This window comes from Microbacterium invictum, assembly GCF_034421375.1.
Classification (GTDB): Bacteria; Actinomycetota; Actinomycetes; order Actinomycetales; family Microbacteriaceae; genus Microbacterium; species Microbacterium invictum_A.
Genome location: NZ_CP139779.1, coordinates 3103130 through 3126714, shown reverse-complemented (window position 1 = coordinate 3126714; position 23585 = coordinate 3103130). Strand labels below are relative to the sequence as shown.

19 protein-coding genes are annotated in these 23585 nt (G+C 70.4%); 18 read left to right on the top strand and 1 reads right to left on the bottom strand.

What is annotated here, in order from left to right:
* Positions 1 to 15 precede the first annotated feature (15 nt).
* The 11 genes from T9R20_RS15080 (at position 16) to T9R20_RS15030 (ending at position 18467) form a co-directional block, all read left to right on the top strand.
* Positions 16 to 1425: a DUF58 domain-containing protein gene (locus tag T9R20_RS15080; protein ID WP_322410127.1), complete on the top strand. Its 1410-nt coding sequence runs from the start codon at positions 16 to 18 to the stop codon at positions 1423 to 1425.
* Positions 1422 to 3941: a DUF3488 and transglutaminase-like domain-containing protein gene (locus tag T9R20_RS15075; RefSeq protein ID WP_322410126.1), complete on the top strand. Its 2520-nt coding sequence runs from the start codon at positions 1422 to 1424 to the stop codon at positions 3939 to 3941. The genes T9R20_RS15080 and T9R20_RS15075 overlap by 4 nt, the downstream gene beginning before the upstream one ends.
* Positions 3938 to 6079, top strand: coding sequence for a DUF5684 domain-containing protein (locus T9R20_RS15070; protein ID WP_322410125.1), 2142 nt, complete (start codon positions 3938 to 3940; stop codon positions 6077 to 6079). Before T9R20_RS15075 ends, T9R20_RS15070 begins: the two co-directional genes overlap by 4 nt.
* Positions 6080 to 6081: 2 nt before the next feature.
* A complete protein-coding gene (locus T9R20_RS15065; protein WP_322410124.1) occupies positions 6082 to 6648 on the top strand; it encodes a hypothetical protein in 567 nt (188 codons plus the stop codon).
* A 243-nt stretch (positions 6649 to 6891) separates the two neighbouring features.
* Complete coding sequence (gene rpsL, locus T9R20_RS15060; RefSeq protein ID WP_018171438.1) at positions 6892 to 7260, top strand: 30S ribosomal protein S12; 369 nt, start codon at positions 6892 to 6894, stop codon at positions 7258 to 7260.
* A 5-nt stretch (positions 7261 to 7265) separates the two neighbouring features.
* Positions 7266 to 7736, top strand: coding sequence for a 30S ribosomal protein S7 (rpsG, locus tag T9R20_RS15055; protein ID WP_124291717.1), 471 nt, complete (start codon positions 7266 to 7268; stop codon positions 7734 to 7736).
* Between the two features lie 129 nt (positions 7737 to 7865).
* A complete protein-coding gene (gene fusA / locus T9R20_RS15050; protein ID WP_322410123.1) occupies positions 7866 to 9980 on the top strand; it encodes an elongation factor G in 2115 nt (704 codons plus the stop codon).
* A 126-nt stretch (positions 9981 to 10106) separates the two neighbouring features.
* Positions 10107 to 11300, top strand: coding sequence for an elongation factor Tu (gene tuf / locus T9R20_RS15045; RefSeq protein WP_322410122.1), 1194 nt, complete (start codon positions 10107 to 10109; stop codon positions 11298 to 11300).
* Positions 11301 to 11613: 313 nt separating this feature from the next.
* Positions 11614 to 15768: a hypothetical protein gene (locus T9R20_RS15040; RefSeq protein ID WP_322410121.1), complete on the top strand. Its 4155-nt coding sequence runs from the start codon at positions 11614 to 11616 to the stop codon at positions 15766 to 15768.
* Positions 15765 to 17351: a SpaH/EbpB family LPXTG-anchored major pilin gene (locus T9R20_RS15035; RefSeq protein ID WP_322410120.1), complete on the top strand. Its 1587-nt coding sequence runs from the start codon at positions 15765 to 15767 to the stop codon at positions 17349 to 17351. Before T9R20_RS15040 ends, T9R20_RS15035 begins: the two co-directional genes overlap by 4 nt.
* Before the next feature lie 21 nt (positions 17352 to 17372).
* Positions 17373 to 18467, top strand: a complete 1095-nt coding sequence (locus T9R20_RS15030; RefSeq protein WP_322410119.1) for a class C sortase — start codon at positions 17373 to 17375, stop codon at positions 18465 to 18467.
* Between the two features lie 262 nt (positions 18468 to 18729).
* On the opposite strand, the gene T9R20_RS15025 is transcribed toward T9R20_RS15030, so the two are convergent.
* Positions 18730 to 19602, bottom strand: coding sequence for an endonuclease domain-containing protein (locus T9R20_RS15025; protein ID WP_322410117.1), 873 nt, complete (start codon positions 19600 to 19602; stop codon positions 18730 to 18732).
* A gap of 246 nt (positions 19603 to 19848) precedes the next feature.
* Between T9R20_RS15025 and T9R20_RS15020 the strand changes: the two genes are divergently transcribed.
* From T9R20_RS15020 to rpsS, 7 genes are all read left to right on the top strand, one after another.
* Positions 19849 to 20064 carry an Rv0909 family putative TA system antitoxin gene (locus T9R20_RS15020; RefSeq protein WP_322410116.1) on the top strand — a complete coding sequence of 72 codons (216 nt, stop codon included), beginning with the start codon at positions 19849 to 19851 and terminating at the stop codon, positions 20062 to 20064.
* Between the two features lie 395 nt (positions 20065 to 20459).
* Positions 20460 to 20768, top strand: coding sequence for a 30S ribosomal protein S10 (gene rpsJ, locus T9R20_RS15015; protein WP_045246810.1), 309 nt, complete (start codon positions 20460 to 20462; stop codon positions 20766 to 20768).
* Between the two features lie 11 nt (positions 20769 to 20779).
* Entirely contained in the window at positions 20780 to 21439 is a 660-nt protein-coding gene (gene rplC, locus T9R20_RS15010; protein ID WP_322410114.1) for a 50S ribosomal protein L3, read from the top strand.
* A 5-nt stretch (positions 21440 to 21444) separates the two neighbouring features.
* Entirely contained in the window at positions 21445 to 22107 is a 663-nt protein-coding gene (gene rplD, locus T9R20_RS15005) for a 50S ribosomal protein L4 (RefSeq protein WP_322410113.1), read from the top strand.
* On the top strand, positions 22104 to 22409 hold the full coding sequence (rplW, locus tag T9R20_RS15000; RefSeq protein ID WP_322410112.1) for a 50S ribosomal protein L23: 306 nt from the start codon (positions 22104 to 22106) through the stop codon (positions 22407 to 22409). Before rplD ends, rplW begins: the two co-directional genes overlap by 4 nt.
* Before the next feature lie 24 nt (positions 22410 to 22433).
* Positions 22434 to 23273 carry a 50S ribosomal protein L2 gene (gene rplB, locus T9R20_RS14995; protein ID WP_124291709.1) on the top strand — a complete coding sequence of 280 codons (840 nt, stop codon included), beginning with the start codon at positions 22434 to 22436 and terminating at the stop codon, positions 23271 to 23273.
* A gap of 13 nt (positions 23274 to 23286) precedes the next feature.
* Positions 23287 to 23568, top strand: a complete 282-nt coding sequence (rpsS, locus tag T9R20_RS14990; protein ID WP_124291708.1) for a 30S ribosomal protein S19 — start codon at positions 23287 to 23289, stop codon at positions 23566 to 23568.
* Positions 23569 to 23585: the final 17 nt, after the last annotated feature.

Below are 23585 nucleotides of genomic sequence, written 5' to 3'. Positions count from 1 at the left end.
CCTGATCCGAGAGCCATGAGCGCCACCGAGTCCCGCGTGACCCGCACCTCCCGCACCGGGGGGCGGACGGGCGCGGGCGGGCACACCCTGCACAGCACCGTGCAGGGAACGGGGCTGCAGAGCACCACGCAGCTCGCCCCGGGAGGGCGCTCGGGCCGGCTCGTCCGCGCCGCGGTCGCGGTCACCGCCGCCGCGCGAGCCGTTCGCGCCGCGTCGCGGGTCGGCGCCTCGTGGGCCTCGCGCACGATCCGTCCCGCCGGGGCGCTCGTCGCACTCGCCGCCACGGCGGGCCTCGTGATCGGCCTCGTGCTCGGCTGGACGGAGTGGGTGGTCGCCGGCGGCATCTCGCTGGTCCTCCTCCTCCTCAGCATCCCGTTCCTCTTCGGCGCCCGGGCCTACGACGTCGACCTCGCCCTCACCCACGAGCGGGTGGTGGCGGGCCAGGGGATCACCGGTGAGATCACCGTCCGCAACGACAGCCGGCGGATCGCCCTCCCCGGGCGCCTCGACATCCCGGTCGGTCGCGGCCTCGTAGAGTTCGGCGTCCCGCTCCTGCGCCCCGGTCACACCGTCTCGCAGCCGCTGGACATCCCCTCACTCCGCCGCGGGATCGTGCCGGTGGGCCCCGCGACGACGGTGCGCTCCGATCCGCTGGGGCTCCTCCGGCGCGAGCACAGCTTCGACGACGTCCACGAGGTCTTCGTCCACCCCCGCACGGTCGCGCTGCCCTCCACGAGCGCGGGCTTGGTGCGCGACCTCGAGGGGAGCCCGACCCGACGCCTCGTCGACGCCGACATGTCGTTCCACGCCATCCGCGAGTACACCGCGGGAGACTCGCGCCGGCACATCCACTGGAAGTCCACCGCGAAGACCGGCCGGCTCATGGTGCGCCAGTACGAAGAGACCCGGCGCTCGCGGATGGCGGTGGTGCTCGGCGTCGCCGAGAACGAGTTCCTCGACGACGACGAATTCGAGCTGGCCGTCAGCACCGCCGCGTCGCTGGGCCTCCGGGCCGTCCGAGACGCGCGCGACCTCGACATCGTCGTGGGATCGGAGATCCCGCGCGTCGTGCGGGGGCGCCTTCGCGCCATCCGTCACCTGCCCACCATCTCGCCGCGCGCCATGCTCGACGGCTTCAGCGGAGTGGAGCGACTCGAGAGCACCATGCCGATCGTCGACGTCTGCCGGCTGACCGCCGAGGCCAATGAGCGTCTCTCGGTGGCCTTCCTCGTCGTCGGGTCGACGGTCACGCTCCCGCGCCTGCAGCAGGCCGCCCTCACCTTCCCCGCCGACACCGCCGTCGCCGCGGTCATCTGCGACGAGCGCGCGCACCCGCGGATGCGGGTGCTCACGGGTCTCAGCGTCCTCACCGTCGGCACCCTCGACGACCTCTCCGGACTCCTCGTGCGGGGAGCGGCCTCGTGAGCGCGGTGATCGCGGCCCACGAGCGCGCGGCCGACACGCGGGAGGACCGGTCGACCGACCTGCCGCGGCTCATCGCGGGGGGCGTGTTCACCCTCCTCATGGTGCTCATCGCGGCGGTCGCGGCCTGGCCGGTCTACCGCTCGACCTCTTTCATCCTCCTCGTCGCGGTCGCCGCCTCGCTCGCCGCCGGGATCGCCGTCCTCGCGCAGCTGCGGCGGTGGAGCGGATGGCTCGTGGCCGCCCTCCTCGCGGGAGCGTTCGTTGTCGTGGGCGTCCCCCTCGCCGTGCCCGCTCGCCTGGCCGGGCCGGCGGAGTTCGTCCGCGGGCTGGCCGAACTCGGTGCCGGTGTCGTCGTCGGCTGGAAGGACCTCGTCACCGTCGAGCTGCCGGTGGGGTCGTACCGCAACCTCCTGATGCCCGCGCTCGTCGTCTTCCTGGTCGGCACCGCCGCGGCGCTCCGGCTGTCCTGGCGCGCGGACCGCCTGGCCTACGCCGCGGTGCCCGTCGGCCTGGCGATGACCGGTTTCGGCCTGCTGTTCGGGCAGCCCGTCGTCAGCGCGCCGCTCGTCTTCGGCCCGGTGACCCTGACCGCCCCCGTCGAGACGGCGGTCGGCGCCCTGGCGGTGCTCGCCGGCATCCTGTGGCTGGCCTGGCGCACGCACGACGAACGCATCCGGGCGCTCCAGCGCGCCGCCCTCTCCAGCGGCGTGCGCATCACCCGCCGCCCGTCGCGGAGCGAGCGGCGGCGCACTCTCCTCGGCGCCGGCATGGTCGTCCTCGCCCTCGTGATCGGTGCCGGAGTGGTGCCCCTCCTCGCCCCGGGCGGGTCGCGCGACGTGCTGCGCTCGGCGGCTGGCCCCGACCTCGACCTCTCGCGCGAGGTGAGCCCCCTCGCCGAGTACCGCGCCCTGTTCGCCGACGACCGCGCCGGCGACGTGCTCTTCACCGTCGCCGCGGGCGGCGAGCGGACGCCGGACCGGGTGCGGCTGGCGACCCTCGACACCTATGACGGCGAGGTCTTCCGAAGCGGCGCCGACGCCGCATCGCGGTTCGTCCGCCTGCCCTCGGCGCTCGATCCCGGAGCGGGCACCCCGGCGCGCGCCGAGATCGAGATCGGCGAGTGGGAGGGGATCTGGATGCCGACGCTCGGCCGGGTCGCCACGGTGCGCTTCGACGGTGACCGGGCCGATGCCCTCACCGACCGGTTCTACTACAACGCCGACCTCGCCGCGGCCGTGCAGACCGCCGACGGCGGCTTCGTCCCGGGCGATCGGTACGTCGTCGACGGCGTCGAGCCCGCCCCGCCCGCGCTGTCGAGCCTGAGCGCGCCGGGCGCTCCGGAGGACGGCGCCCCCGCCGCGCCCGAGAACCTGTCGCGGTGGGTCGAGCGGCACGCCGTGGGAGAGGGCGGTCAGGCGCTCGAAGGCCTCGTGTCGCTGTTGCGCGAGCGCGGCTACCTCAGCCACGCGCTCGAGATGGGCGCGCAGCCCCCGCTGTGGATGAGCGATCTGCCCGACTACCGGTTCCAGCCGAGCGCGGCCGGGCACTCCCTCGCCCGCATCGACGACATGTTCGACACCCTCCTCGAGCGCGAGAGCGACCCGCGCGCCGCCGAGACGGGCAACTACGTCGCCGCGATCGGCGACGACGAGCAGTTCGCCGTCGCCGTCGCCCTCATCGCCCGGGAGCTCGGCTTCCCGTCGCGGGTCGTCGTCGGCGCCCGGCTGGCGTCCCCCGACACCGGGGTGTCGGTGTGCGATGGCGGTGCGTGCCGCGCTCAGGACATCTCGGCCTGGACAGAGGTGCAGGGCGAAGACGGCCGCTGGGTGCCGATCGACGTCACGCCGCAGTACGCCCAGTCGCCGAGCCTCGAGGTCACCGAGCAGCGTGACCCCGAGAACGTCACCGAGGTGCTCCCCGATCCCGTCGAGGAGGTCGTGCCGCCGGATCCCACGCAGGAGGACTCGGCGCGGGACGACACCGACGAGGCACGGGACGGCCTCGACCTCGCGTGGCTGTGGCCGATCCTGCGGATCACCGGCCTCGTGCTCCTCATCCTGCTGCTCGTCCTGGGGCCGTTCCTCGCGATCGTTCTCGCCAAGTCGCTCCGTCGCCGCGGCCGGCGCCGCCGGGGTGACGCGGCCACCCGAGTGGCCTCGGGCTGGGACGAGTACGTCGACGCGGCGGTGGATGCCGGGCACGCCGTCCCCGCCGCGCTCACGCGCACCGAGGTCGCCGCCGCCCTCCACGCACCGGTCGGTCGCGACCTTGCGCTCGCCGCGGACCGCGCCGTCTTCTCCCGCGCCGACCTCTCCGACGCCGAGGCGGCGGAGTTCTGGCGCGGGGTGGACGGCGAACGGCGGCGCCTGCGCCGCGAGCGTGGCTTCTGGCGAGGCCTTGCCGCGACCGTATCGTTGAGATCGTTCATCCGACACCTGTCGCCCGGGGGCGACAGCCCGCGCCCCGTCGAGAGGGGGAAGCGCCGAGGGATCCTCCCTGCGCGCGCAACGACATGAGCGCAACCGATGCATCGCTGGTCGTGACGGTGGGGGTCTCCAGCGCCCTCGTCGTGATCGTCGTCTACGCGTGGACCGCCCTCGCCCTCGGCGCGGTCTTCCGCAAGTCCGGCGAGCAGAGCTGGAAGGCCTGGGTGCCGGTCCTGAACCTCGCCGTGCTGCTGCAGCTCGGCGGCTTCTCGGGCTGGCTCGTCCTGCTGCTGCTCCTGCCCGTCCTGGGCGCTCTGCTGGTGTGGGTGGCGCTGATCGTCGCCTGCCACCGCGTCGGTCGCGAGTTCGGCTACGGCGCCGGGATGACGGTGCTCGCCGCCGTTCTGCTCCCGGTCTGGGCCTCGGTGATCGGCTTCGGGTCTGCCCGGTGGATCGGAACCGAGGACGCCGGCCCTCGCCGCAGCGTCAACCCCGATCTCGGGGGCTCGGTCGAGGACGACTTCGCCGAGCGCGCGTACGGGGTCCCGACCGCGCGCGGCGCCGTCTACACGCCCCTTCTCCCGGCCCCGGACTACGCAGGCCCCGCTCCGGCGACACGGAGCGAGGCGTCCTGGGAGGACACCATTCGAGGCGCGGATGAGGGGTACCGCGCCGACGCCGACGCGGACACCGACGCTCCGGGCCTGGACGAGGACTCGTCGACCGACGACGCGCGCCGGTCGGCGCCTGCCGTGCAGACGGCGCCCGGCGCCCCCGACACCGCGCCGATCGCGACGCGGGCACGCCGTGCGGGGGCGGCCGGGACAGGCCGCGGCCCCGACGCCGATGACGCCGTCGAGGGCCTGTTCGCCGAGCCCGACGTGCCCCGCTTCACCCCGCCGGTGGTCGAACCCGAGGCCGCACCTGCGGCAGGGGTCGAACGCGCCGCGGAGCCCGCGCCGGCCGCGGAACCCGCGCCGGCGGCATCCGATCCGTTCGCCCTCCCCTCCTGGCCGCCGGTCTCCTCTCCGGCCGAGCCCGAGACCCCGGTGCGGTCCGGTCCGGTGTGGCCGTCGCTGGAGCCCTTCCGCCCGGTGCGGTCGTGGGACCCCGAGCCGGGGACGGATGCCGCCGGCGGCTCGCCGGGCCCCGGCGACGACTCGCCCGCATCGCGCCCCGAGGGTGCCTCCGGACCCGAGGTCGCCGCCGAGGCGGTTCTCCACGCTCCCGCTCAGGGCCCCGCCACCGCGATGGACCGCGGCGTGATCGGCACGGACGCGACGGGCACGGACGCGACGGGCGCCGACGCGCGGAACCCCGGCGCGCAGGATGCCGACGACGCGTCGGGGCCGTCGACCGCGTCGTCGCGCGCCGAGATCCGCCGCTCGGAGTCGGTGTGGAACGGGTTCGTCCTCGATCAGGACGTCACCGGCGAGGTCACCGGTGCCGTCACCGGAGCACCTGCCCCGATCGCCGCGGTCCCCGGTGCGGTCGTCACCCCCGCCGTCGGTGACGCGGCCGATGAGGGGGACGTCCCGGGCATCCGGCGCCGCAGCACCCCCGCCGACGGCGCCGACGCCCCTGACGGCGCGGTCTCCGCCGCATCCGCACCGCTCTTCCAGGCGCCCCTCACGCGGGTGCCGGCCGCCGATCCTGCACCGCCCGCGTCCGCCCCGGCGCCTGCGGCGCCCGGCGACGAGCCGTGGCGGCCGGCGCACTCGCCGATGCCGGAATCCGAGCCCTTCCCCGAGACCTCCGGTCCGGTGTCGGCCATCGCCGGCGCACCCGTGGCCGGTGCGCCGCGGGCCGCGGGGGGCGCCGTGTCGGCCCAGTACGCCCGCCCCGGCGTCCCGGACCTCGACGACGGAATCGACCAGACCATCGTCGCGCGACGCCGCCGCACCAACTGGGCCGTCGTCACGCCCGCGGGGGAGTCCATCGCGATCACCTCCGATGTCGCGATCCTCGGCCGCCGGCCCACGCCCGACCCCGAGCACCCGCGCGCGCAGCTCATCCGCATCGACGACTCGACCGTCTCGAGCAGGCACGCACGGCTGGAGCTGCGGAAGGACACCTGGTACATCACCGACCTCGGGTCGACCAACGGCGTCGTCTTCGCCACGCTCATGGGCACCGAGGTCGAGGCGCCCTCGGGGGTCGAGGTCGAGGCGGGAGACCGCTTCTTCCTCGGCGACGCCGAGATCCGACTGGTGCGCAGCAACAGCTGACGATGACCGACCTCCCCGACGAGCGCACGGCGCCCTCGAAGCGCCAGGCGCCCGATGCGCTCGAGCCGGGCGAGCCCGGTGGGCGGGAGTCGGGCGAGCGCGATGCCCTCGAGCAGACCGCGCCCTCCCGCCGGCAGACGCCGATCGAGACGACCGCGCCCTCCCGCCGGCAGGTTCCCGCCGAAGAGACGGTGATCTCGGAGCGGGCGCGCAGCCGCAGCGACGGTGTGGACGAATGGACGGTGCGCACCGCCGATGCGCGGTCGACGGGCGTCATCCGCCCCGCTCCCGACGCCGGTGGCGCCCAGGGCGGCGACACGGCGTCGCGGTCGGCCCGCCGCCCCGGCCCCGAGGCCGATGTCTACTCGCCCCGGCCCGATACGGCGGCCCGCGTGCCGCGCACGGCCCCCGCGTCCCAGCCGCAGCAGCCCGTCGTGGACGCTGCCCGCGTGGCGGCCGAGCGTCGCCGGCGCACCCGGCGCCGCGCCGTCGTGACGATCCTGGCGGCCGCGCTGACCATGGCGGCGGCGGTCGTCGCGGTCGTCGCGCTCCTGACGCTCCCCGCCTGAATTGCCCGGTCCCCGAAAGGGGCGTATCATTGAGCGGGTGTGCGCTCACGCGCGCCGTCCGCTGTGCCCGACGATGGTCGGACCGGCGAGCGGCCGTTCCGGCGCCGCACGGGATTGGTCCTGCGAACAGGCCACCCCCACGGCATATCCACCCTCGAAATCGTGTCAGGTCATTCTGCTGCGCCGGTGGATCTGTGGTGAAACCACGACGCTGTCACCGTGCAGCACTGACAAGGAGAGAACGTGCCAACCATTCAGCAGTTGGTTCGCAAGGGTCGCTCGCCCAAGGTCTCGAAGACCAAGGCGCCCGCCCTGAAGGCGAACCCGCAGCAGGCGGGCGTGTGCACCCGCGTGTACACCACCACCCCCAAGAAGCCGAACTCGGCGATGCGCAAGGTCGCCCGTGTGAAGCTGCGCAACGGGACCGAGGTCACCGCCTACATCCCCGGCGAGGGTCACAACCTGCAGGAGCACTCGCTGGTGCTCGTGCGCGGCGGTCGTGTGAAGGACCTCCCCGGTGTCCGCTACAAGATCGTCCGCGGCGCCCTGGACACCCAGGCCGTGAAGAACCGCAAGCAGGCCCGTAGCCGCTACGGCGCGAAGAAGGGTTGAGTTAGATGCCTCGTAAGGGACCCGCTCCTCGCCGCGTCGTCGTCAACGACCCGGTCTACGGCGCGCCGATCGTCACCCAGCTCGTCAACAAGATCCTCGTCGACGGCAAGAAGTCCATCGCCGAGTCGATCGTCTACAACGCCCTGCGCGGCGTCGAGGCCAAGAACGGCCAGGACGCCGTCGCGACCCTGAAGAAGGCGCTCGACAACGTCCGCCCGACCCTCGAGGTCAAGAGCCGCCGCGTCGGTGGTTCGACCTACCAGGTGCCGGTCGAGGTCAAGCCGCACCGCGCCAACACGCTGGCGCTGCGCTGGCTCGTCAGCTACGCCAAGGGCCGTCGTGAGAAGACCATGACCGAGCGCCTCCAGAACGAGATCCTGGATGCCTCGAACGGCCTGGGTGCCGCGGTGAAGCGCCGCGAGGACACCCACAAGATGGCCGAGTCGAACCGCGCCTTCGCGCACTACCGCTGGTAACCAGCACTCCGCGTCGCCGCGTTTCGACTCGCGGCTTCGCCGCTCGCTCAACGACCGGACCGCACGGTCGTTGAGCGAGCGAAGCGAGACGAAACGCTCCACCGCAACCACAAGTTAGGAAGACACCCCGTGGCACAAGAAGTGCTCACCGACCTCAAGAAGGTCCGCAACATCGGCATCATGGCGCACATCGATGCCGGAAAGACGACGACGACCGAGCGCATCCTCTTCTACACGGGCGTCAACCACAAGATCGGCGAGACCCACGACGGCGCTGCGACCACCGACTGGATGGAGCAGGAGCAGGAGCGTGGCATCACGATCACCTCTGCCGCGGTGACGTGCTTCTGGGAGAAGAACCAGATCAACATCATCGACACCCCCGGGCACGTCGACTTCACGGTCGAGGTGGAGCGTTCTCTCCGCGTCCTCGACGGTGCGGTCGCCGTCTTCGACGGCAAGGAGGGCGTCGAGCCCCAGTCCGAGACGGTGTGGCGCCAGGCCGACAAGTACGACGTCCCCCGCATCTGCTTCGTCAACAAGATGGACAAGCTGGGCGCGGACTTCTACTTCACCGTCGACACGATCGTGAACCGCCTGAAGGCGAAGCCCCTCGTGCTGCAGATCCCCATCGGCGCCGAGAACGACTTCGTCGGCGTCGTGGACCTCGTCTACATGCGCGCGCTGGTGTGGCCCGGCGACGCCAAGGGTGACGTGACCATGGGTGCGAAGTACGAGATCCAGGAGATCCCGGCCGACCTCGTGGACAAGGCCAACGAGTACCGCGAGAAGCTCATGGAGACCGTCGCCGAGAGCGACGAGGTGCTCCTGGAGAAGTACTTCGGCGGCGAGGAGCTCACCCACGAGGAGATCAAGGGCGCCATCCGCAAGATGACCATCGCCAGCGAGATCTACCCCGTGCTGTGCGGCTCGGCGTTCAAGAACCGTGGTGTGCAGCCCATGCTCGACGCGGTCGTGGACTACCTCCCCTCGCCCCTGGACGTCCCTGCCATCGAGGCGCACGACCCCAAGGACGAAGAGATCCTCATCGAGCGTCACCCCGACCGCGATGAGCCGTTCACGGCGCTGGCGTTCAAGATCGTCACGCACCCGTTCTTCGGTCGCCTCACCTACATCCGCGTGTACTCGGGTCACCTCGACTCCGGCGCCCAGGTCGTCAACGCGACCAAGGGCAAGAAGGAGCGCATCGGGAAGATCTTCCAGATGCACGCCAACAAGGAGATGCCGGTCGACTCGGTCACCGCGGGGCACATCTACGCCGTGATCGGCCTGAAGGACACCACGACCGGTGACACCCTCTCCGACAGCGCCAACCAGGTGGTCCTGGAGTCGATGACCTTCCCCGAGCCGGTCATCGAGGTCGCCATCGAGCCCAAGACCAAGGCCGACCAGGAGAAGCTGGGTCTCGCGATCCAGAAGCTCGCTGAAGAGGACCCGACGTTCCGCGTCGAGCAGAACGCCGAGACCGGCCAGACCGTCATCCGCGGAATGGGCGAGCTGCACCTCGACATCCTCGTGGACCGCATGAAGCGCGAGTTCAAGGTCGAGGCCAACGTCGGAAAGCCCCAGGTGGCGTACCGCGAGACGATCCGCAAGACCGTCGAGCGTCACGACTACACCCACAAGAAGCAGACCGGTGGTTCGGGTCAGTTCGCGAAAATCCAGTTCGCGATCGAGCCGCTCGAGGTCACGGCCGAGAAGACGTACGAGTTCGAGAACAAGGTCACCGGTGGCCGCATCCCGCGCGAGTACATCCCCTCGGTCGACGCGGGCTTCCAGGACGCGATGAACGTCGGCGTGCTCGCGGGCTACCCGATGGTCGGCGTGAAGGCGATCCTCCTCGACGGTGCGGCGCACGACGTCGACTCGTCGGAGATGGCGTTCAAGATCGCAGGGTCCATGGGCTTCAAGGAGGCCATCCGCAAGGCGAACCCCGTCATCCTCGAGCCGATCATGGCCGTCGAGGTGCGTACTCCCGAGGAGTACATGGGCGACGTCATCGGCGACCTGAACTCCCGTCGCGGGCAGATCCAGTCGATGGAGGATGCCGCCGGCGTCAAGGTGGTGCGTGCCAACGTGCCGCTCTCGGAGATGTTCGGCTACATCGGCGACCTGCGCTCGAAGACCTCGGGCCGTGCTGTGTACTCCATGGAGTTCGACAGCTACGCCGAGGTGCCGCGCAACGTCATGGACGAGATCGTCCAGAAGACCAAGGGCGAGTGACCCCCCGGGGCTTCTCGCACACCAACCACCAGAAACCCTCTCTACTACACTGAGAGCCATCCCCGTAGACGACCGGTCGCAAACCAGTGCCCGGAACTTCTACACGACCGTCCTGAGGAGGACCCAGTGGCTAAGGCCAAGTTCGAGCGGACCAAGCCGCACGTGAACATCGGAACGATCGGTCACGTCGACCACGGCAAGACCACGCTCACCGCCGCGATCTCGAAGGTGCTCGCCGACAAGTACCCGTCGGCCACCAACGTGCAGCGCGACTTCGCGTCGATCGACTCGGCTCCCGAGGAGCGTCAGCGCGGTATCACGATCAACATCTCGCACGTCGAGTACGAGACCCCGAAGCGTCACTACGCTCACGTCGACGCCCCGGGTCACGCTGACTACATCAAGAACATGATCACCGGTGCCGCTCAGATGGACGGCGCGATCCTCGTGGTCGCCGCCACCGACGGCCCGATGGCGCAGACCCGCGAGCACGTCCTGCTCGCCAAGCAGGTCGGCGTGCCGTACCTGATGGTCGCCCTGAACAAGGCCGACATGGTCGACGACGAGGAGATCCTGGAGCTCGTCGAGCTCGAGGTCCGCGAGCTGCTGTCCAGCCAGGGCTTCCCCGGCGACGACGCCCCCGTCATCCGCGTCTCGGGCCTGAAGGCTCTCGAGGGCGACGACAAGTGGGTCGAGTCGATCATCGAGCTCATGGACGCCGCCGACGAGTCCATCCCGGACCCGGTGCGTGACAAGGACAAGCCGTTCCTCATGCCCATCGAGGACGTCTTCACCATCACCGGTCGTGGCACCGTCGTCACCGGCCGCGCCGAGCGTGGCACCCTCGCCATCAACTCCGAGGTCGAGATCGTCGGCATCCGCCCGACGCAGAAGACCACGGTCACCGGTATCGAGATGTTCCACAAGCAGCTCGACGAGGCGTGGGCCGGCGAGAACTGTGGTCTGCTCCTTCGTGGTCTCAAGCGCGACGACGTCGAGCGCGGCCAGGTCGTCGTGAAGCCCGGGTCGGTCACCCCGCACACCAACTTCGAGGGCACGGCGTACATCCTGTCCAAGGAGGAGGGCGGCCGTCACAACCCGTTCTTCACGAACTACCGTCCGCAGTTCTACTTCCGCACCACCGACGTCACCGGCGTCATCTCGCTGCCCGAGGGCACCGAGATGGTCATGCCCGGCGACACCACCGACATGACGGTCGAGCTCATCCAGCCGATCGCCATGGAGGAGGGCCTCGGCTTCGCGATCCGTGAGGGTGGCCGCACCGTCGGCGCCGGCACGGTGACCAAGATCATCAAGTAAGTCGACGTTCGAGAAGAAGCCCCCCGGGTCACCCGGGGGGCTTCTTCGTGTCCTCGCCGTGTCCTCGCCGTCGGCGACGGCACGTTCTGGAGCGATTCACCAACCGTTTTCCCTGGCGACACGCCGTCGAGTTGCCTGAAGCCGGCTTCGATGGTTTACTGCTGAGCGCAGGGCATGGAAAACGCATACTCCCCTCGTGAGAACGGCGGGGATCCTCGCAACGTGGCTTTTTTTCCCCCGCACCGGCGTCGCTCGCCTCGGCGCCTCTGTCATGTTCGCGCGCGCCTCGGCGCGCCTGGTCCGGGGTTGTCTCATGTCCTTCGGCGGTCGCGCTCGCGCGCGCGCCGGGCGGCGCAGTCTGCTGCGCGCGCTCGCGGCGCTCGCGCCTCTGGTGCTGGTCGGCGCCGGCCTGGTGTCGCCTGCGGCCGCGCTCGACGCGGCGCCCGCCACCGCATTCGATACCGGCGCACCCGCTGCGGTGCGCGACGCCGCGCCCGGCGACATCCGTCCCCTGGCCGCCGGCATTCCGGAGGCACCGGTGGCGGTGTGGTCCGAGTCGTTCGACGATGTCGCCGGGACAGCGCCGATCGCACTGTCCCAGTACCCGACGACGGCGACCTTCCGTTACACCGCCTCGACCTTCTGGGGGAGCGCGGCCAACTGCAACGGCGTCCTGTTGCGCTACGACAGCGGCTTCGCCGGTACCACGGCGCTGTGCGACGCCGACACGGCGACCGTCGACGCCCTCACCCAGCGGCAGGCTCGCCGCCTCGCCGACGTCCTGGGACAGGTGAACGCGGGGGTGACCGGTGGGACGACGGATACCGCCCCCGTCAACGGCTCTACAGTGACCACGCGCGCCAATCGGGCCACGGCGGAGCTCTCGATGACCGGCACCGCGACGACCGCGCAGACGGTCGTGCTCGAGGCCCGCGCGGGATCGCCGCTGAATGCCGCGCCGACGACCAATCGGTATTACGCCGTTTCGCTGGATGTCGCCGAGGACTCCTGCCCGCTTCGGCCCGGCGGTGCGAACAACAACGCGCGCCTGGACGTCGCCCTGCTCGTGGGCACCACCACGCGAACGCTGACCGGCGCGCCGATCGTCGCGTGCAACGTCGCCGGCGGGCGGTACAACTCGCCTCTCATCAACGCCGGGGACAGTCAGACGGCCAATTTCGGCAGCACACTCGCGGTGCGCGCCGGACGATTCACGACCGACACCGCTGTGCAGCTGACACCGGCGGAGGCTGCTTCGGCCCGCATCCGCATCTCCAACCAGGTGCTCTCGTCGGCCGGGAACGATCTGGCCCTCGACAACCTCCGTCTCCTCGATGCGACACCGAGCCTCGACCTCGCCTTCACCCCGGCGACGGTGACGGCGGGTAGTCCCACGACGCTCACCTTCACGGTCACGAACACCGCCGAGCTCGCCGCGAAGCCGGACTGGAGCTTCGCCAACGCTCTGCCCGCCGGCCTCGCCGTGGCTCCCACTCCCGCCGTAGGCGGGAGCTGCAGCAGCACCACGGGAGCCGCCTTCAGCGTGCAAGCAGCCTCCGGCGGGTCGAGTATCACCGTCACCGGCGGCGACTTGGCGGCGGGCGCGGCCAGCTGCACCGTGACGGTGAACGTCGTCGCCGCCAACCCCGGGACATATACCGACGGCCCCGCGAACGTCACGACGACCCTGGTCGCGCCGGAGAACGCCACGCTGACGGTCGAGCCGCCCGCGACCATCGCCATCCGGAAGAGCGTCGCCGGGCGCTCCCTTCCCGCCGACCAGTTCCGGCTGGCGCTCAGCCTCGGGGGGAACGAGGTCGCGGCGGCTACGACCACCGGTTCGGCCACGGGCATCCAGTCCGTGCAGCTCGGACCACTGCCGGTCACCCGTGGCGCGACGTACACGATCTCCGAGACCGTCGTCACGAGCGCGAGTCTGAGCACCTATACGACCGGGTACGAGTGCTCCCGCGGCGGGGTGACGATCGCGACCGGGTCATCCGTGTCGGGCTCGATCACCATCCCGGACGAAGCGGGCGCGGCGATCGAGTGCACCTTCACGAACACCCCTCAGGTGGCGCGCCTGTACTGCGACGGCACCTACTACTACGCCCTTCGGGCCAACGGCTCGATCGCGCAGGTCAACGGCTCGGGAGCGGGGAACGTCAGCCAGATCCTCGGTGCCGTCGCGGGGACGACCGACGCCAACGCGCTCGGGATCAACAACGACGGCACAGTGGCGTTCGCCCTGGACCGTGATACCGGATCGGCGAACGTCACGGCGGTGATCCGATACACCGCGTCGGCCGGCGGGGCGCTGCAGGCGACGCGGACGGCCCTGACGACGGCTCAGGGTGCTCTGCAGAACCGCAGCGGCGCAGCCCTGGCGGGAACGATCATCGCCGGTGCGGTGAACCCCCTCACGGGCACCTACATCGTCGGCAAGACCGACGCCGGGTCGGTGCGCCTGTGGCAGTACGCTCCTGACGCACCGGGCACGAGCGACTTCCTGTACCTCGGGCAGGTCAACACCGGGACGACGGCGGGCGAGAACGGCGACATCGCCTTCGACGCCGCCGGGAACCTCCACATCGTGCAGACCCCGAGCGACTCCAGCAGCGTCGGACTGTTCACCGTGACGCAGCAGACGCTCTCGCAGGCGGCGGGCGGGACGCTCACCGCCAGCGCCACCATCCGACGCGGCCTCAGCGGAACCGATGCCAACAACGCGCTCACCGGCGTCAACGGGATGGCCTTCTCGCCGCGAGGGACCGTCTACCTGGGCAACGGCACGCTCGCCTACCAGTTCGACCCCACGACCTGGGTGCGCGTTCCGGGCAGCCCGCGCGCCAGCATCAACAGCGTGACGCCCGCGAGCGGCAGCACCGACCTCGCCGGCTGCGCCACGCCCGCGACCATCTCGATCGAGAAGAACGTCGTCGGCTCGCGGATCTCGGGGACCGACCAGTTCCGGCTTGCATTGTCGACCGGCTCTCCGGCCGTCGAGTCGGCGGTCGCGACCACGTCGGGGACGGCGGCGGGCCTGCAGTCGGCGCGTGTGGGTCCCGTTCCGGTGCAGATCGACACCACCGTCACCATCGCCGAGACCATGGCGACCGGGTCGCCCACCCCCCTCACCAGCTACACGACCGTGTACGAGTGCTGGGCCGAGGGCGTGCGTATCGCCAACGGAACCGACCGATCGGTGGCCGTGCGGATCCCCAACCGCCTGAGTGTCGGCGTCGCCTGCACGTTCTTCAACACCCCGCAGCCGTTCGCCACCGTTCGGGTGACGAAGATCATCGAGGATGAGGCCGGCGGGAACCGGGCTCCCGCGCCCGGCTGGACCGTCGGCACGACGGTGCAGGCCAACACCGGCAGCACAGTGACGGCGCTCCCGTCACGAAACCCCGAGCAGCAGACGGGTGCCGATGGTTCGGCCAGTTGGCGACTTCTCTTCGGGGCGGCGAACAACCGCGGGCGCATCACCGTCACCGAGACGGAGCAGCAGGGCTTCCGCTACCAGAGCCTCGCGTGCACCGTGAACGGTGCGAATGCGCCGGTCTCGGTGACGACCGTCGCGGGAGTCGTTCGCGCGAGCGTCAATACCGACATCGCGCCGGGGAACACGGTGGACTGCGTTTTCACCAACCGACCGTCGGCCACCCTCACGCTCGTGTCGGCTGTGACCTTCGGGTCGGCGCAGCCGACCGAATGGACCCTCGTCGCCGGAGCGCCGGCGGGAGCGTTGCCCGGTCCCTCAGGGGTATCGGGCGCCCCGTCCGCGAGTGGGCGAGTCACGCCCGGGGCGGCCTACCGGCTCGGGTTCGCGGGCGGAAACCCCGCCTACGTGCAGACCGGGACCTGGCAGTGCGTCGACGGAGCCGGCCAGCCCGTGCCCGTGTCGGCGGCGAGCGAGGTGACCGCCGCCCCCGGCGCGGCGCTCGTCTGCACCGTCTCCTTCGCCACGGCGTCGATGACGCTGCTCAAACAGGTGGAGAACCCCCGTCCGGGCTTCCAGGTCGGCGACTGGCGCCTGACCGCCGCCCCTGCGGCGCTGGCGGGAGCCGCCCTTCCGACGCAGACCCGCGTCGGCGCCGCCTACAGCGCGTCGGGCAACCCGGCCAACACCTTCGAGGTGCGGCCCGGCCACGGGTACACCCTGTCGGAGACCACGACGGACCCGAACAGCCGGATCGCATACCGGCAGCTTCGGCTCGAGCGCCTCGTGGGGTCGACGTGGGTGACGGTCGACTCCGCGTCCGTCACCGCGCCCGCGCCCGGCCAGAGCGCGGTCTACCGATTCGTCAACGCGCCCGTCCAGCCCCCGGCACTGCCGCTCACGGGAGGAACGAGCGCCGACGCGTTCCTCCTCACCGGTGGTGCCCTCCTCATCCTCGCCCTCATCGGCGGCGTGCTGCATGCGTGGCGCCGCAAAGACGTCGGCCCGAAGGAGGCAGGCCCATGAGCCCAACCGATCCCACCCAACCCATCTCAGACGCGAAACCATCGCACTCCACCACCACAACCAAGGGGGAAAGAAAAATGTCCACATCCATCGCCCGACGGGCGACAGCCGCCCTGGGCGCGCTGACGCTCGGCGTGCTGACCGCCATCGCGGCGGTCGCGCCCGCGCAGGGGGTCACCCTGCCCGGAAACATCGACCCGACACAGGCGCGAAGCCTGACCGTCCACAAGTTCGCCCTCGGTCCCGAAAGCCCGCAGCAGATCGGCACCGGTCAGGAACTGCCGAGCGTTCCGGGGACCCCGCTCGCCGGCGCCGAGTTCACGGCGACCCTGGTGGCTGACGTCGACCTCTTGACTCCGCAGGGGTGGGAGATCGTCGCCAACCTGACGCCCGCACAGGCAGCGACACGGCTTTCCGCGTCGTCGTTCACGTCCGGCCCGACGAACACGGCCGGTGTTGCGACCTTCCCCGGAGATCTGCCGATCGGCCTCTACCTCGTCACCGAGACGACCCTCCCCGACGAGGCGACCAATCCCGTCGCTCCGTTCCTCGTCACCCTCCCCTTCCCGACGGGCCCAAGCGGCGCTCCGGCGAATGAGTGGATCTACGACGTTCACGTCTACCCCAAGAATGCGGTGACCGAGCTGACCAAGACGCGGATCGCCCCGGCGGCCAACTCCGTCGAGGCGCGCAACCCCGACCTCATCCGCTGGGCGATCGCGGCGAGCATCCCCACGCTGGCAGCCGGCGACACCATCGAGAACTTCGTGCTCACCGACACCATCCCGGCCGAGCTCGAGTACGTGGAAACGCCCCCGACGGGCGTGACGCCGACGAACGTCGTCGTGACGAACGCCGCGGGCATCCCGCAGAACTTCGTCGCCGGGACGGACTACGCGATCACCACGACGGGTGCCGACCAGACACTGACCTTCACGCCGGCGGGCCTGCTGCGCCTCTCGAACCTCCAGGGCGGTGAAGTGAGCTTCAACGTGCTGACCCGTGCGGTGGCGATTCCGGCCGATGGCAGCATCGAGAACATCGCGACGGGCACCGTCAACGGCTCGACCGAGACCGTGATCGGTGTGACGCCGATCGGTCAGCTCACGGTGTTCGCCTTCGAGGCGATCGGTAACGGCGACCGTACGCCGCTGCAGGGCGCGGTGTACCAGGTCTATCTCACCCAGCAGGATGCCGACCGCAACCAGAACCCGATCGTCATCGACGGGATCTCGCAGTGGACCACCGGCGCTGACGGTTTCGTCGAGATCCCGATCATCACGCCGGGCACCTACTACGTGCGCGAGGTCACTCCGCCCGCCGGTTTCCAGCTCCCGACGCCCGACCGCGTCGTGACGCAGGTCGTCGCGGGCGAGACCTCCACGGTGCCGCCGGTGCGCAACTACGTCGAATTCCAGCACCAGCAGGTGCCGGCCTTCGCGCTCCCGCTCACCGGTGGTGACGGCGGTCTGTGGTTCAGCGTCGGCGGTGCGGCGATGATCCTCACCGCGCTCGGTGCGGCCGTGATCGTCGCGCGCCGTCGCGCCGCGCAGGCGCGCGTTGCGGACAGCGCCGCGGTCTGACCCGCGCGTAGCATCGCACGCATGACGAAGGCGGGGGTGGAGCGTTCCGACGCTCCACCCCCGTCGGCGCGCCTCCGGCGCGACGCGCGCCGGGCCCGCGCCGCCCGCGCCTGGCGGATGCCGGTCATCCCGACCGTCATCGCCGTTCTGTGCATCCTCGGCGCAGGCCTGCTGCAGTATCCGTCGATCGCCGCCTGGTTCTCGCAGTACGAGCAGTCCCAGCGCATCGACGGGTACTCCGACGGCATCCGCGATCTGGGCGCCGGCACTCTCCGCCAGGAGCTCGAGCGCGCACGCGAGTACAACGCCGAGATCACCGGCGGCGCCGACGTCGCGGCCAATGAGCGTCTTCCGCTCGCGCGCGACACGGAAGACGCCTCCGCCTACGACTCCGTCCTCGCCGCCGATGCCGACGGACTGATGGCGCGCCTGAAGATCCCCTCCGTCCAGATCGACCTGCCGATCTACCACGGCACGAGCGAGACGGTCCTCCGTCGCGGTGTCGGCCATCTCCAGGGCACCGCCCTTCCGGTCGGCGGAGCCTCCACCCACTCGGTCCTCACTGCTCATCGCGGCCTCGCGACATCCGAGCTCTTCACGCACCTCGACCGCGTCGAGGTCGATGACACCTTCACCGTCGAGGTCTTCGGCGAGGTGCTGACCTACCGGGTGGTCCGCACCGTCGTCGTGCAGCCCGAAGACACCGAGGCGCTCCTGCCCCAGGCCGGGCGCGACCTGATGACCCTCGTGACCTGCACGCCGCTCGGAGTCAACAGCCACCGCATCCTCGTCACGGGGGAGCGGGTCATCCCCACCCCCCAGCAGGACCTGGATGACGCCGGCAAACGACCCGACATCCCCACGTTCCCGTGGTGGGTCGTGATCTCCGCGGCGGTGATCTCCGGCGCGGTGCTCTACATCTGGCTGTCCGGCCGGCCTGCGCGACCGCGTCTCGCTGAATCTGCAGGCTCCGCCTCCGGTGTGCCCGACCCGTCTGTCTCCGGTGTGCCCGACGCCTCCGCCCAGGGTGTGCCCGACGCCCCCGCCCAGGGCGTGCCCGACGCCCCCTCCCCGCGTCCTGACCAGCAGACGGGAGGAGATCCGCGCAGCGGCTGATCTCCTCACGCGGATCGCCCTCCCGTATGTCGATCTCCTCCCGTGTGCGGCTGGAACGTGCGGCAGGGACCGTGCGGACGGAACCTGTGGCTGGACCAAACGCCTGGGGGCTTGCGGGCGGATCACGCGGCTGTGGTTCGCGGCTGGATCACGCGCCACGACCGCGCGGCAGGCTCGTGCGGCGAGGCGGGTGCGCTCGGCTCGTGCGCCGTCGGGGTACGCGGTCCCGACCAACACCCGCGGCGGTGCGAGACCTTTTGGCTCACGCGTGATGAAGACCCTGGGCGACGGCGCGCATGATGCGTTCCTGCACCTCGGGCCAACGATGCACGACCTGCTCGTAGCCGACGCGGATGACGTGGTAGCCGAGCAGCATCAGCTCGGCATCATGAGCGATGTCGCTCGTGCGCTGCACCCCCGTGTGGGTCGCACCGTCGATCTGCAGCACGAGCCGCTCGCCGATGAGCAGGTCGACGCGATGGCCGGCAATCCACACCTGGCGGCGCAGCGGCAGCCCGAGCCACCGGAGCCTCGGGACCACAAGCGTCTCCAGCCCGGAGTCGGAGAAGACGTCTGCGGCCTCCAGGAGTGCGCGGGCGCCAGTCGGCAGGTTCAGTCGGGCGAGGGCGGCAGGGGTCGTGAGACCGCGGCGGAATGCCGACTCCCAGACGACGAGGGCGTCTTCGAAGGGGAGGCATCCGGCGATGACGACGAGCACGTTCTCGATGCCGTCGACGAGGGTGCCCGGAGGCCGCGGCACCGCCGGCGTCGACCAGTGGACCGTCGCGGCGAGACGCCCGGCGCGGCCGGAGTGGGGTGGCGCGGCGACGTGCGGCGTCGCCGGGGAATGCAGGACGAACAGCCCCAACCGCTCCGCCTGGGTGACGCAGGTCAGGACGACTCCGTGCCGGGCGGCCGCCATGAGGTGAGGGTCCGCGGTCGGAAGAGCGACCCATCCCTTTCGCAGCCGGAGCAGCGCCCCGTCGGCGCAGAGACGGTCGATGACGTGCCGGCTGTGTCCGCCCTGCTTCAGCGCAGCCACGGATGAAACGCCGCCTGCCCGGGCGACGGCTGCGAGCACCCCGTCGCGGCGACGCCGCGCCGCGGCATCCCTCCGTTCTTCGAGCGGTATCACCCTCACAGGGTGACGCCGTCGTGAGCGTCGGCGGGGACCGTCGCCGCAATCTGTGCAAGAGTGACGGCGCCGCACGCGAGTGCAGGAGAGGTCGCGCTCGCAGGCGGGAGGAGATCGGCATGCGGGAGGATGGATGCGGCGGTAGGCGCCTCCCACGCGTCGATCTCCTCCCGTGTGCCGCGAACACTCGCGACCAGGGTCGGAAGAGAGCATGATGGGCGTCACACCCTCGCGAAGGAGCAGGCAATGGGCATCGACGACCTGATGAATCAGGGGAAGCAATTCCTCGACCAGAACAAGGACAAGATCGCCGAGACGCTGAAGTCGGAGCAGGCCGAGGGCGTCAGCGACAAGGCTCTCGACGCCGCGGCGGAGTTCGTCAAGAAGGTCGCCCCCGACAGTGTCGACCAGCACGTCGACGGCGTCCGGGACAACATCGATAAGCACATCGGCAACCAGTAGCAGGCCGATCCTGCCCGGCACGCCGGCGCGACACGCCCGAGTTTGCGACACGCCCGGGCGACACGTAGACTGTTCCAGTTCCACATTCCGGCGCGCTTCGGCGTGCGACGGATCACTGCCAGGGCAGTGCATAGGCGGTGCGAAAGCGCCAGAGGCCTAGGCCGCGGGCAGCAGAACAACACAATCCTTCCCCATCGGCTCGAGAGCCGCATGTTCGCGTGCCGAGGGGGACACGGATGCCGGGTGCCGCGCGTGCCCGGATTGACAGCAGAACAGCGGTGCAGCACGCACTGCGCAAGCGGTGCGAAAGTGCCACGGCGCGTCAGCGCCACCGTGCGTCCAATGCCCCCGGGCCCTCCGGGACGGTAAGACGCGGAAAGAGAGTGAGCAGACACATGGCGGGACAGAAGATCCGCATCCGACTGAAGTCGTACGACCACGCCGGTCTCGACTCGTCGGCGCGCAAGATCGTCGACACCGTGACCCGTGCCGGCGCGACCGTCGTGGGCCCCGTGCCCCTCCCGACGGAGAAGAACGTCGTCGTCGTCATCCGGTCGCCCCACAAGTACAAGGACAGCCGCGAGCACTTCGAGATGCGCACCCACAAGCGTCTGATCGACATCATCGATCCCACGCCCAAGGCCGTCGACTCGCTGATGCGCCTTGACCTGCCGGCCGACGTCAACATCGAGATCAAGCTCTGAGGTTCGTCGACATGGCACACATCAACGAGAAGATTTCCAAGGCACTGCTGGGCACCAAGCTCGGCATGACCCAGGTCTGGGATGAGAACGGCAAGCTCGTTCCCGTCACCGTCATCGAGGTGACCCCCAACGTGGTCACCCAGATCCGCACCGCGGAGAAGGACGGCTACTCGGCCGTCCAGATCGCCGCCGGCGCCATCGACCCCCGCAAGGTGAACAAGCCCCTGACGGCCCACTTCGAGGCCGCGGGCGTCACCCCCCGCCGCCACCTCACCGAGGTGCGCACCGCTGACGCCGCTGACTACTCACTCGGTCAGGAGCTCACGGTGGACGGCGTGTTCGAGGCCGGCCAGCTGGTCGACGTCGTCGGCACCAGCAAGGGCAAGGGCACCGCGGGTGTGATGAAGCGTCACAACTTCGCGGGCGTCTCGGCCTCGCACGGTGCACACCGCAACCACCGCAAGCCCGGTTCGATCGGCGCCTCGTCGACCCCGAGCCGCGTCTTCAAGGGCATGCGCATGGCCGGCCGTATGGGCGGCGAGCGCGTGACCGTTCTCAACCTCACGGTGCACGCCGTGGACGCCGAGAAGGGTCTGCTGCTCGTCAAGGGCGCCGTCCCCGGCGCCCGTGGCCGCACCGTCTACGTCCGCAACGCAGTGAAGGGTGCCTGATCGACATGGCTGACTCCACTCTCGCGCTCGACGTCCTCAAGGCCGACGGCAAGAAGGCCGGCTCTGTCGAGCTGCCCGCCGCGCTCTTCGACGTCAAGACGAACATCCCGCTGATCCACCAGGTCGTCGTCGCCCAGCGCGCCGCCGCCCGCCAGGGGACGCACGCCACCAAGACCCGCGGCGACGTCTCGGGCTCGGGTCGCAAGCCCTTCAAGCAGAAGGGCACGGGTAACGCCCGTCAGGGTTCGGTCCGCATGCCGCAGCACCGCGGCGGTGGCACCGTCCACGGCCCGCAGCCCCGCGACTACTCGCAGCGCACCCCCAAGAAGATGATCGCCGCAGCGCTCCTGGGCGCCCTGAGCGACCGCGCCCGTGGCGAGCGCCTGCATATCGTCGAGTCCCTCGGCGTGACCGATGCGCCCTCGACGAAGGCCGCGGCATCCGTGCTCACCGCACTGGGCGCCGTCAAGAACGTCCTGGTCGTGGTGGAGCGTTCCGACGAGGTCAGCGTCCTGAGCGTTCGCAACCTCGCGTACGTGCACGTGCTGTCCTTCGACCAGCTGAACGCCTACGACGTGCTCGTCTCCGACGACATCGTCTTCACCAAGGCCGCGTACGACGCCTTCGTGGCGGCGCGCACGGCGACCACCGAGGAGGTCTCGGCATGAGCAACATCGCCGTCAACAAGGACCCGCGCGACATCATCCTGAAGCCGGTCGTGTCCGAGAAGAGCTACGGGCTCATCGACGAGGGCAAGTACACCTTCCTCGTCGATACGCGGGCGACCAAGACCGAGATCAAGCTCGCCATCGAGAAGATCTTCGGCGTCAAGGTGGCCTCGGTCAACACGCTGAACCGCACGGGCAAGGCCCGTCGCACCCGCTTCGGCATGGGCAAGCGCAAGGACACCAAGCGCGCCATCGTGACCCTGAAGTCGGGCACCATCGACATCTTCACCGCGGTCGGCTGACCGGCGGGATAAGGACGAGAGAACATGGCTATTCGCAAGTACAAGCCCACGACCCCCGGTCGCCGGGGCTCGTCGGTGGCGGACTTCGCCGAGATCACCCGATCGACGCCCGAGAAGTCCCTCCTCCGCCCGCTGGCAAAGACCGGTGGCCGGAACAACCAGGGCCGCATCACGACCCGTCACATCGGTGGTGGCCACAAGCGCCAGTACCGCGTCATCGACTTCCGTCGGGATGACAAGGACGGCGTCAACGCCAAGGTCGCCCACATCGAGTACGACCCCAACCGCACCGCGCGCATCGCGCTGCTGCACTACGTCGACGGCGAGAAGCGCTACATCCTCGCGCCGAACAAGCTGGCGCAGGGCGACGTGGTGGAGTCGGGTCCCTCGGCCGACATCAAGCCCGGCAACAACCTGCCGCTGCGCAACATCCCCACCGGTACCGTCATCCACGCCATCGAGCTCCGCCCCGGCGGCGGCGCGAAGATGGCCCGTTCGGCCGGTGCCGCGGTGCGTCTGGTCGCCAAGGACGGTCCGTACGCCCAGTTGCGCCTGCCCTCGGGCGAGATCCGCAACGTCGACGTCCGCTGCCGCGCGACGATCGGCGAGGTCGGCAACGCCGAGCAGTCGAACATCAACTGGGGCAAGGCCGGCCGCAAGCGCTGGAAGGGCGTCCGCCCGACCGTGCGCGGTGTCGCGATGAACCCGGTCGACCACCCGCACGGTGGTGGTGAGGGCAAGACGTCCGGCGGACGCCACCCGGTGTCGCCGTGGGGTCAGGCCGAGGGTCGCACCCGCCACGCCAACAAGGAGAGCGACAAGCTCATCGTCCGCCGTCGCAACGCCGGCAAGAAGCGCAAGTAGGTAGGAACTTCAGATGCCACGCAGTCTTAAGAAGGGCCCCTTCGTCGACGAGCACCTGCTTCGCAAGGTTGTTTCGCAGAACGAGGCGGGAACCAAGAACGTCATCAAGACCTGGTCACGTCGCTCGATGATCGTGCCGGCCATGCTCGGCCACACGATCGCGGTGCACGACGGTCGCAAGCACATCCCCGTGTTCGTGACCGAGACCATGGTCGGCCACAAGCTGGGCGAGTTCGCGCCCACCCGCACCTTCCGCGGTCACGAGAAGGACGACAAGAAGGGCCGCCGCCGCTGACGCGGGGGCGCAAGGAG

Coding starts and splice junctions, on each gene's coding strand:
- T9R20_RS15080 (WP_322410127.1), top strand. CDS start 16: ATGAGCGCCACCGAGTCCCGCGTGACCCGCACCTCCCGCACCGGGGGG.
- T9R20_RS15070 (WP_322410125.1), top strand. CDS start 3,938: ATGAGCGCAACCGATGCATCGCTGGTCGTGACGGTGGGGGTCTCCAGC.
- T9R20_RS15065 (WP_322410124.1), top strand. CDS start 6,082: ATGACCGACCTCCCCGACGAGCGCACGGCGCCCTCGAAGCGCCAGGCG.
- rpsG (WP_124291717.1), top strand. CDS start 7,266: ATGCCTCGTAAGGGACCCGCTCCTCGCCGCGTCGTCGTCAACGACCCG.
- T9R20_RS15040 (WP_322410121.1), top strand. CDS start 11,614: ATGTCCTTCGGCGGTCGCGCTCGCGCGCGCGCCGGGCGGCGCAGTCTG.
- T9R20_RS15035 (WP_322410120.1), top strand. CDS start 15,765: ATGAGCCCAACCGATCCCACCCAACCCATCTCAGACGCGAAACCATCG.
- T9R20_RS15030 (WP_322410119.1), top strand. CDS start 17,373: ATGACGAAGGCGGGGGTGGAGCGTTCCGACGCTCCACCCCCGTCGGCG.
- T9R20_RS15020 (WP_322410116.1), top strand. CDS start 19,849: ATGGGCATCGACGACCTGATGAATCAGGGGAAGCAATTCCTCGACCAG.
- rpsJ (WP_045246810.1), top strand. CDS start 20,460: ATGGCGGGACAGAAGATCCGCATCCGACTGAAGTCGTACGACCACGCC.
- rplC (WP_322410114.1), top strand. CDS start 20,780: ATGGCACACATCAACGAGAAGATTTCCAAGGCACTGCTGGGCACCAAG.
- rplD (WP_322410113.1), top strand. CDS start 21,445: ATGGCTGACTCCACTCTCGCGCTCGACGTCCTCAAGGCCGACGGCAAG.
- rplW (WP_322410112.1), top strand. CDS start 22,104: ATGAGCAACATCGCCGTCAACAAGGACCCGCGCGACATCATCCTGAAG.
- rplB (WP_124291709.1), top strand. CDS start 22,434: ATGGCTATTCGCAAGTACAAGCCCACGACCCCCGGTCGCCGGGGCTCG.
- rpsS (WP_124291708.1), top strand. CDS start 23,287: ATGCCACGCAGTCTTAAGAAGGGCCCCTTCGTCGACGAGCACCTGCTT.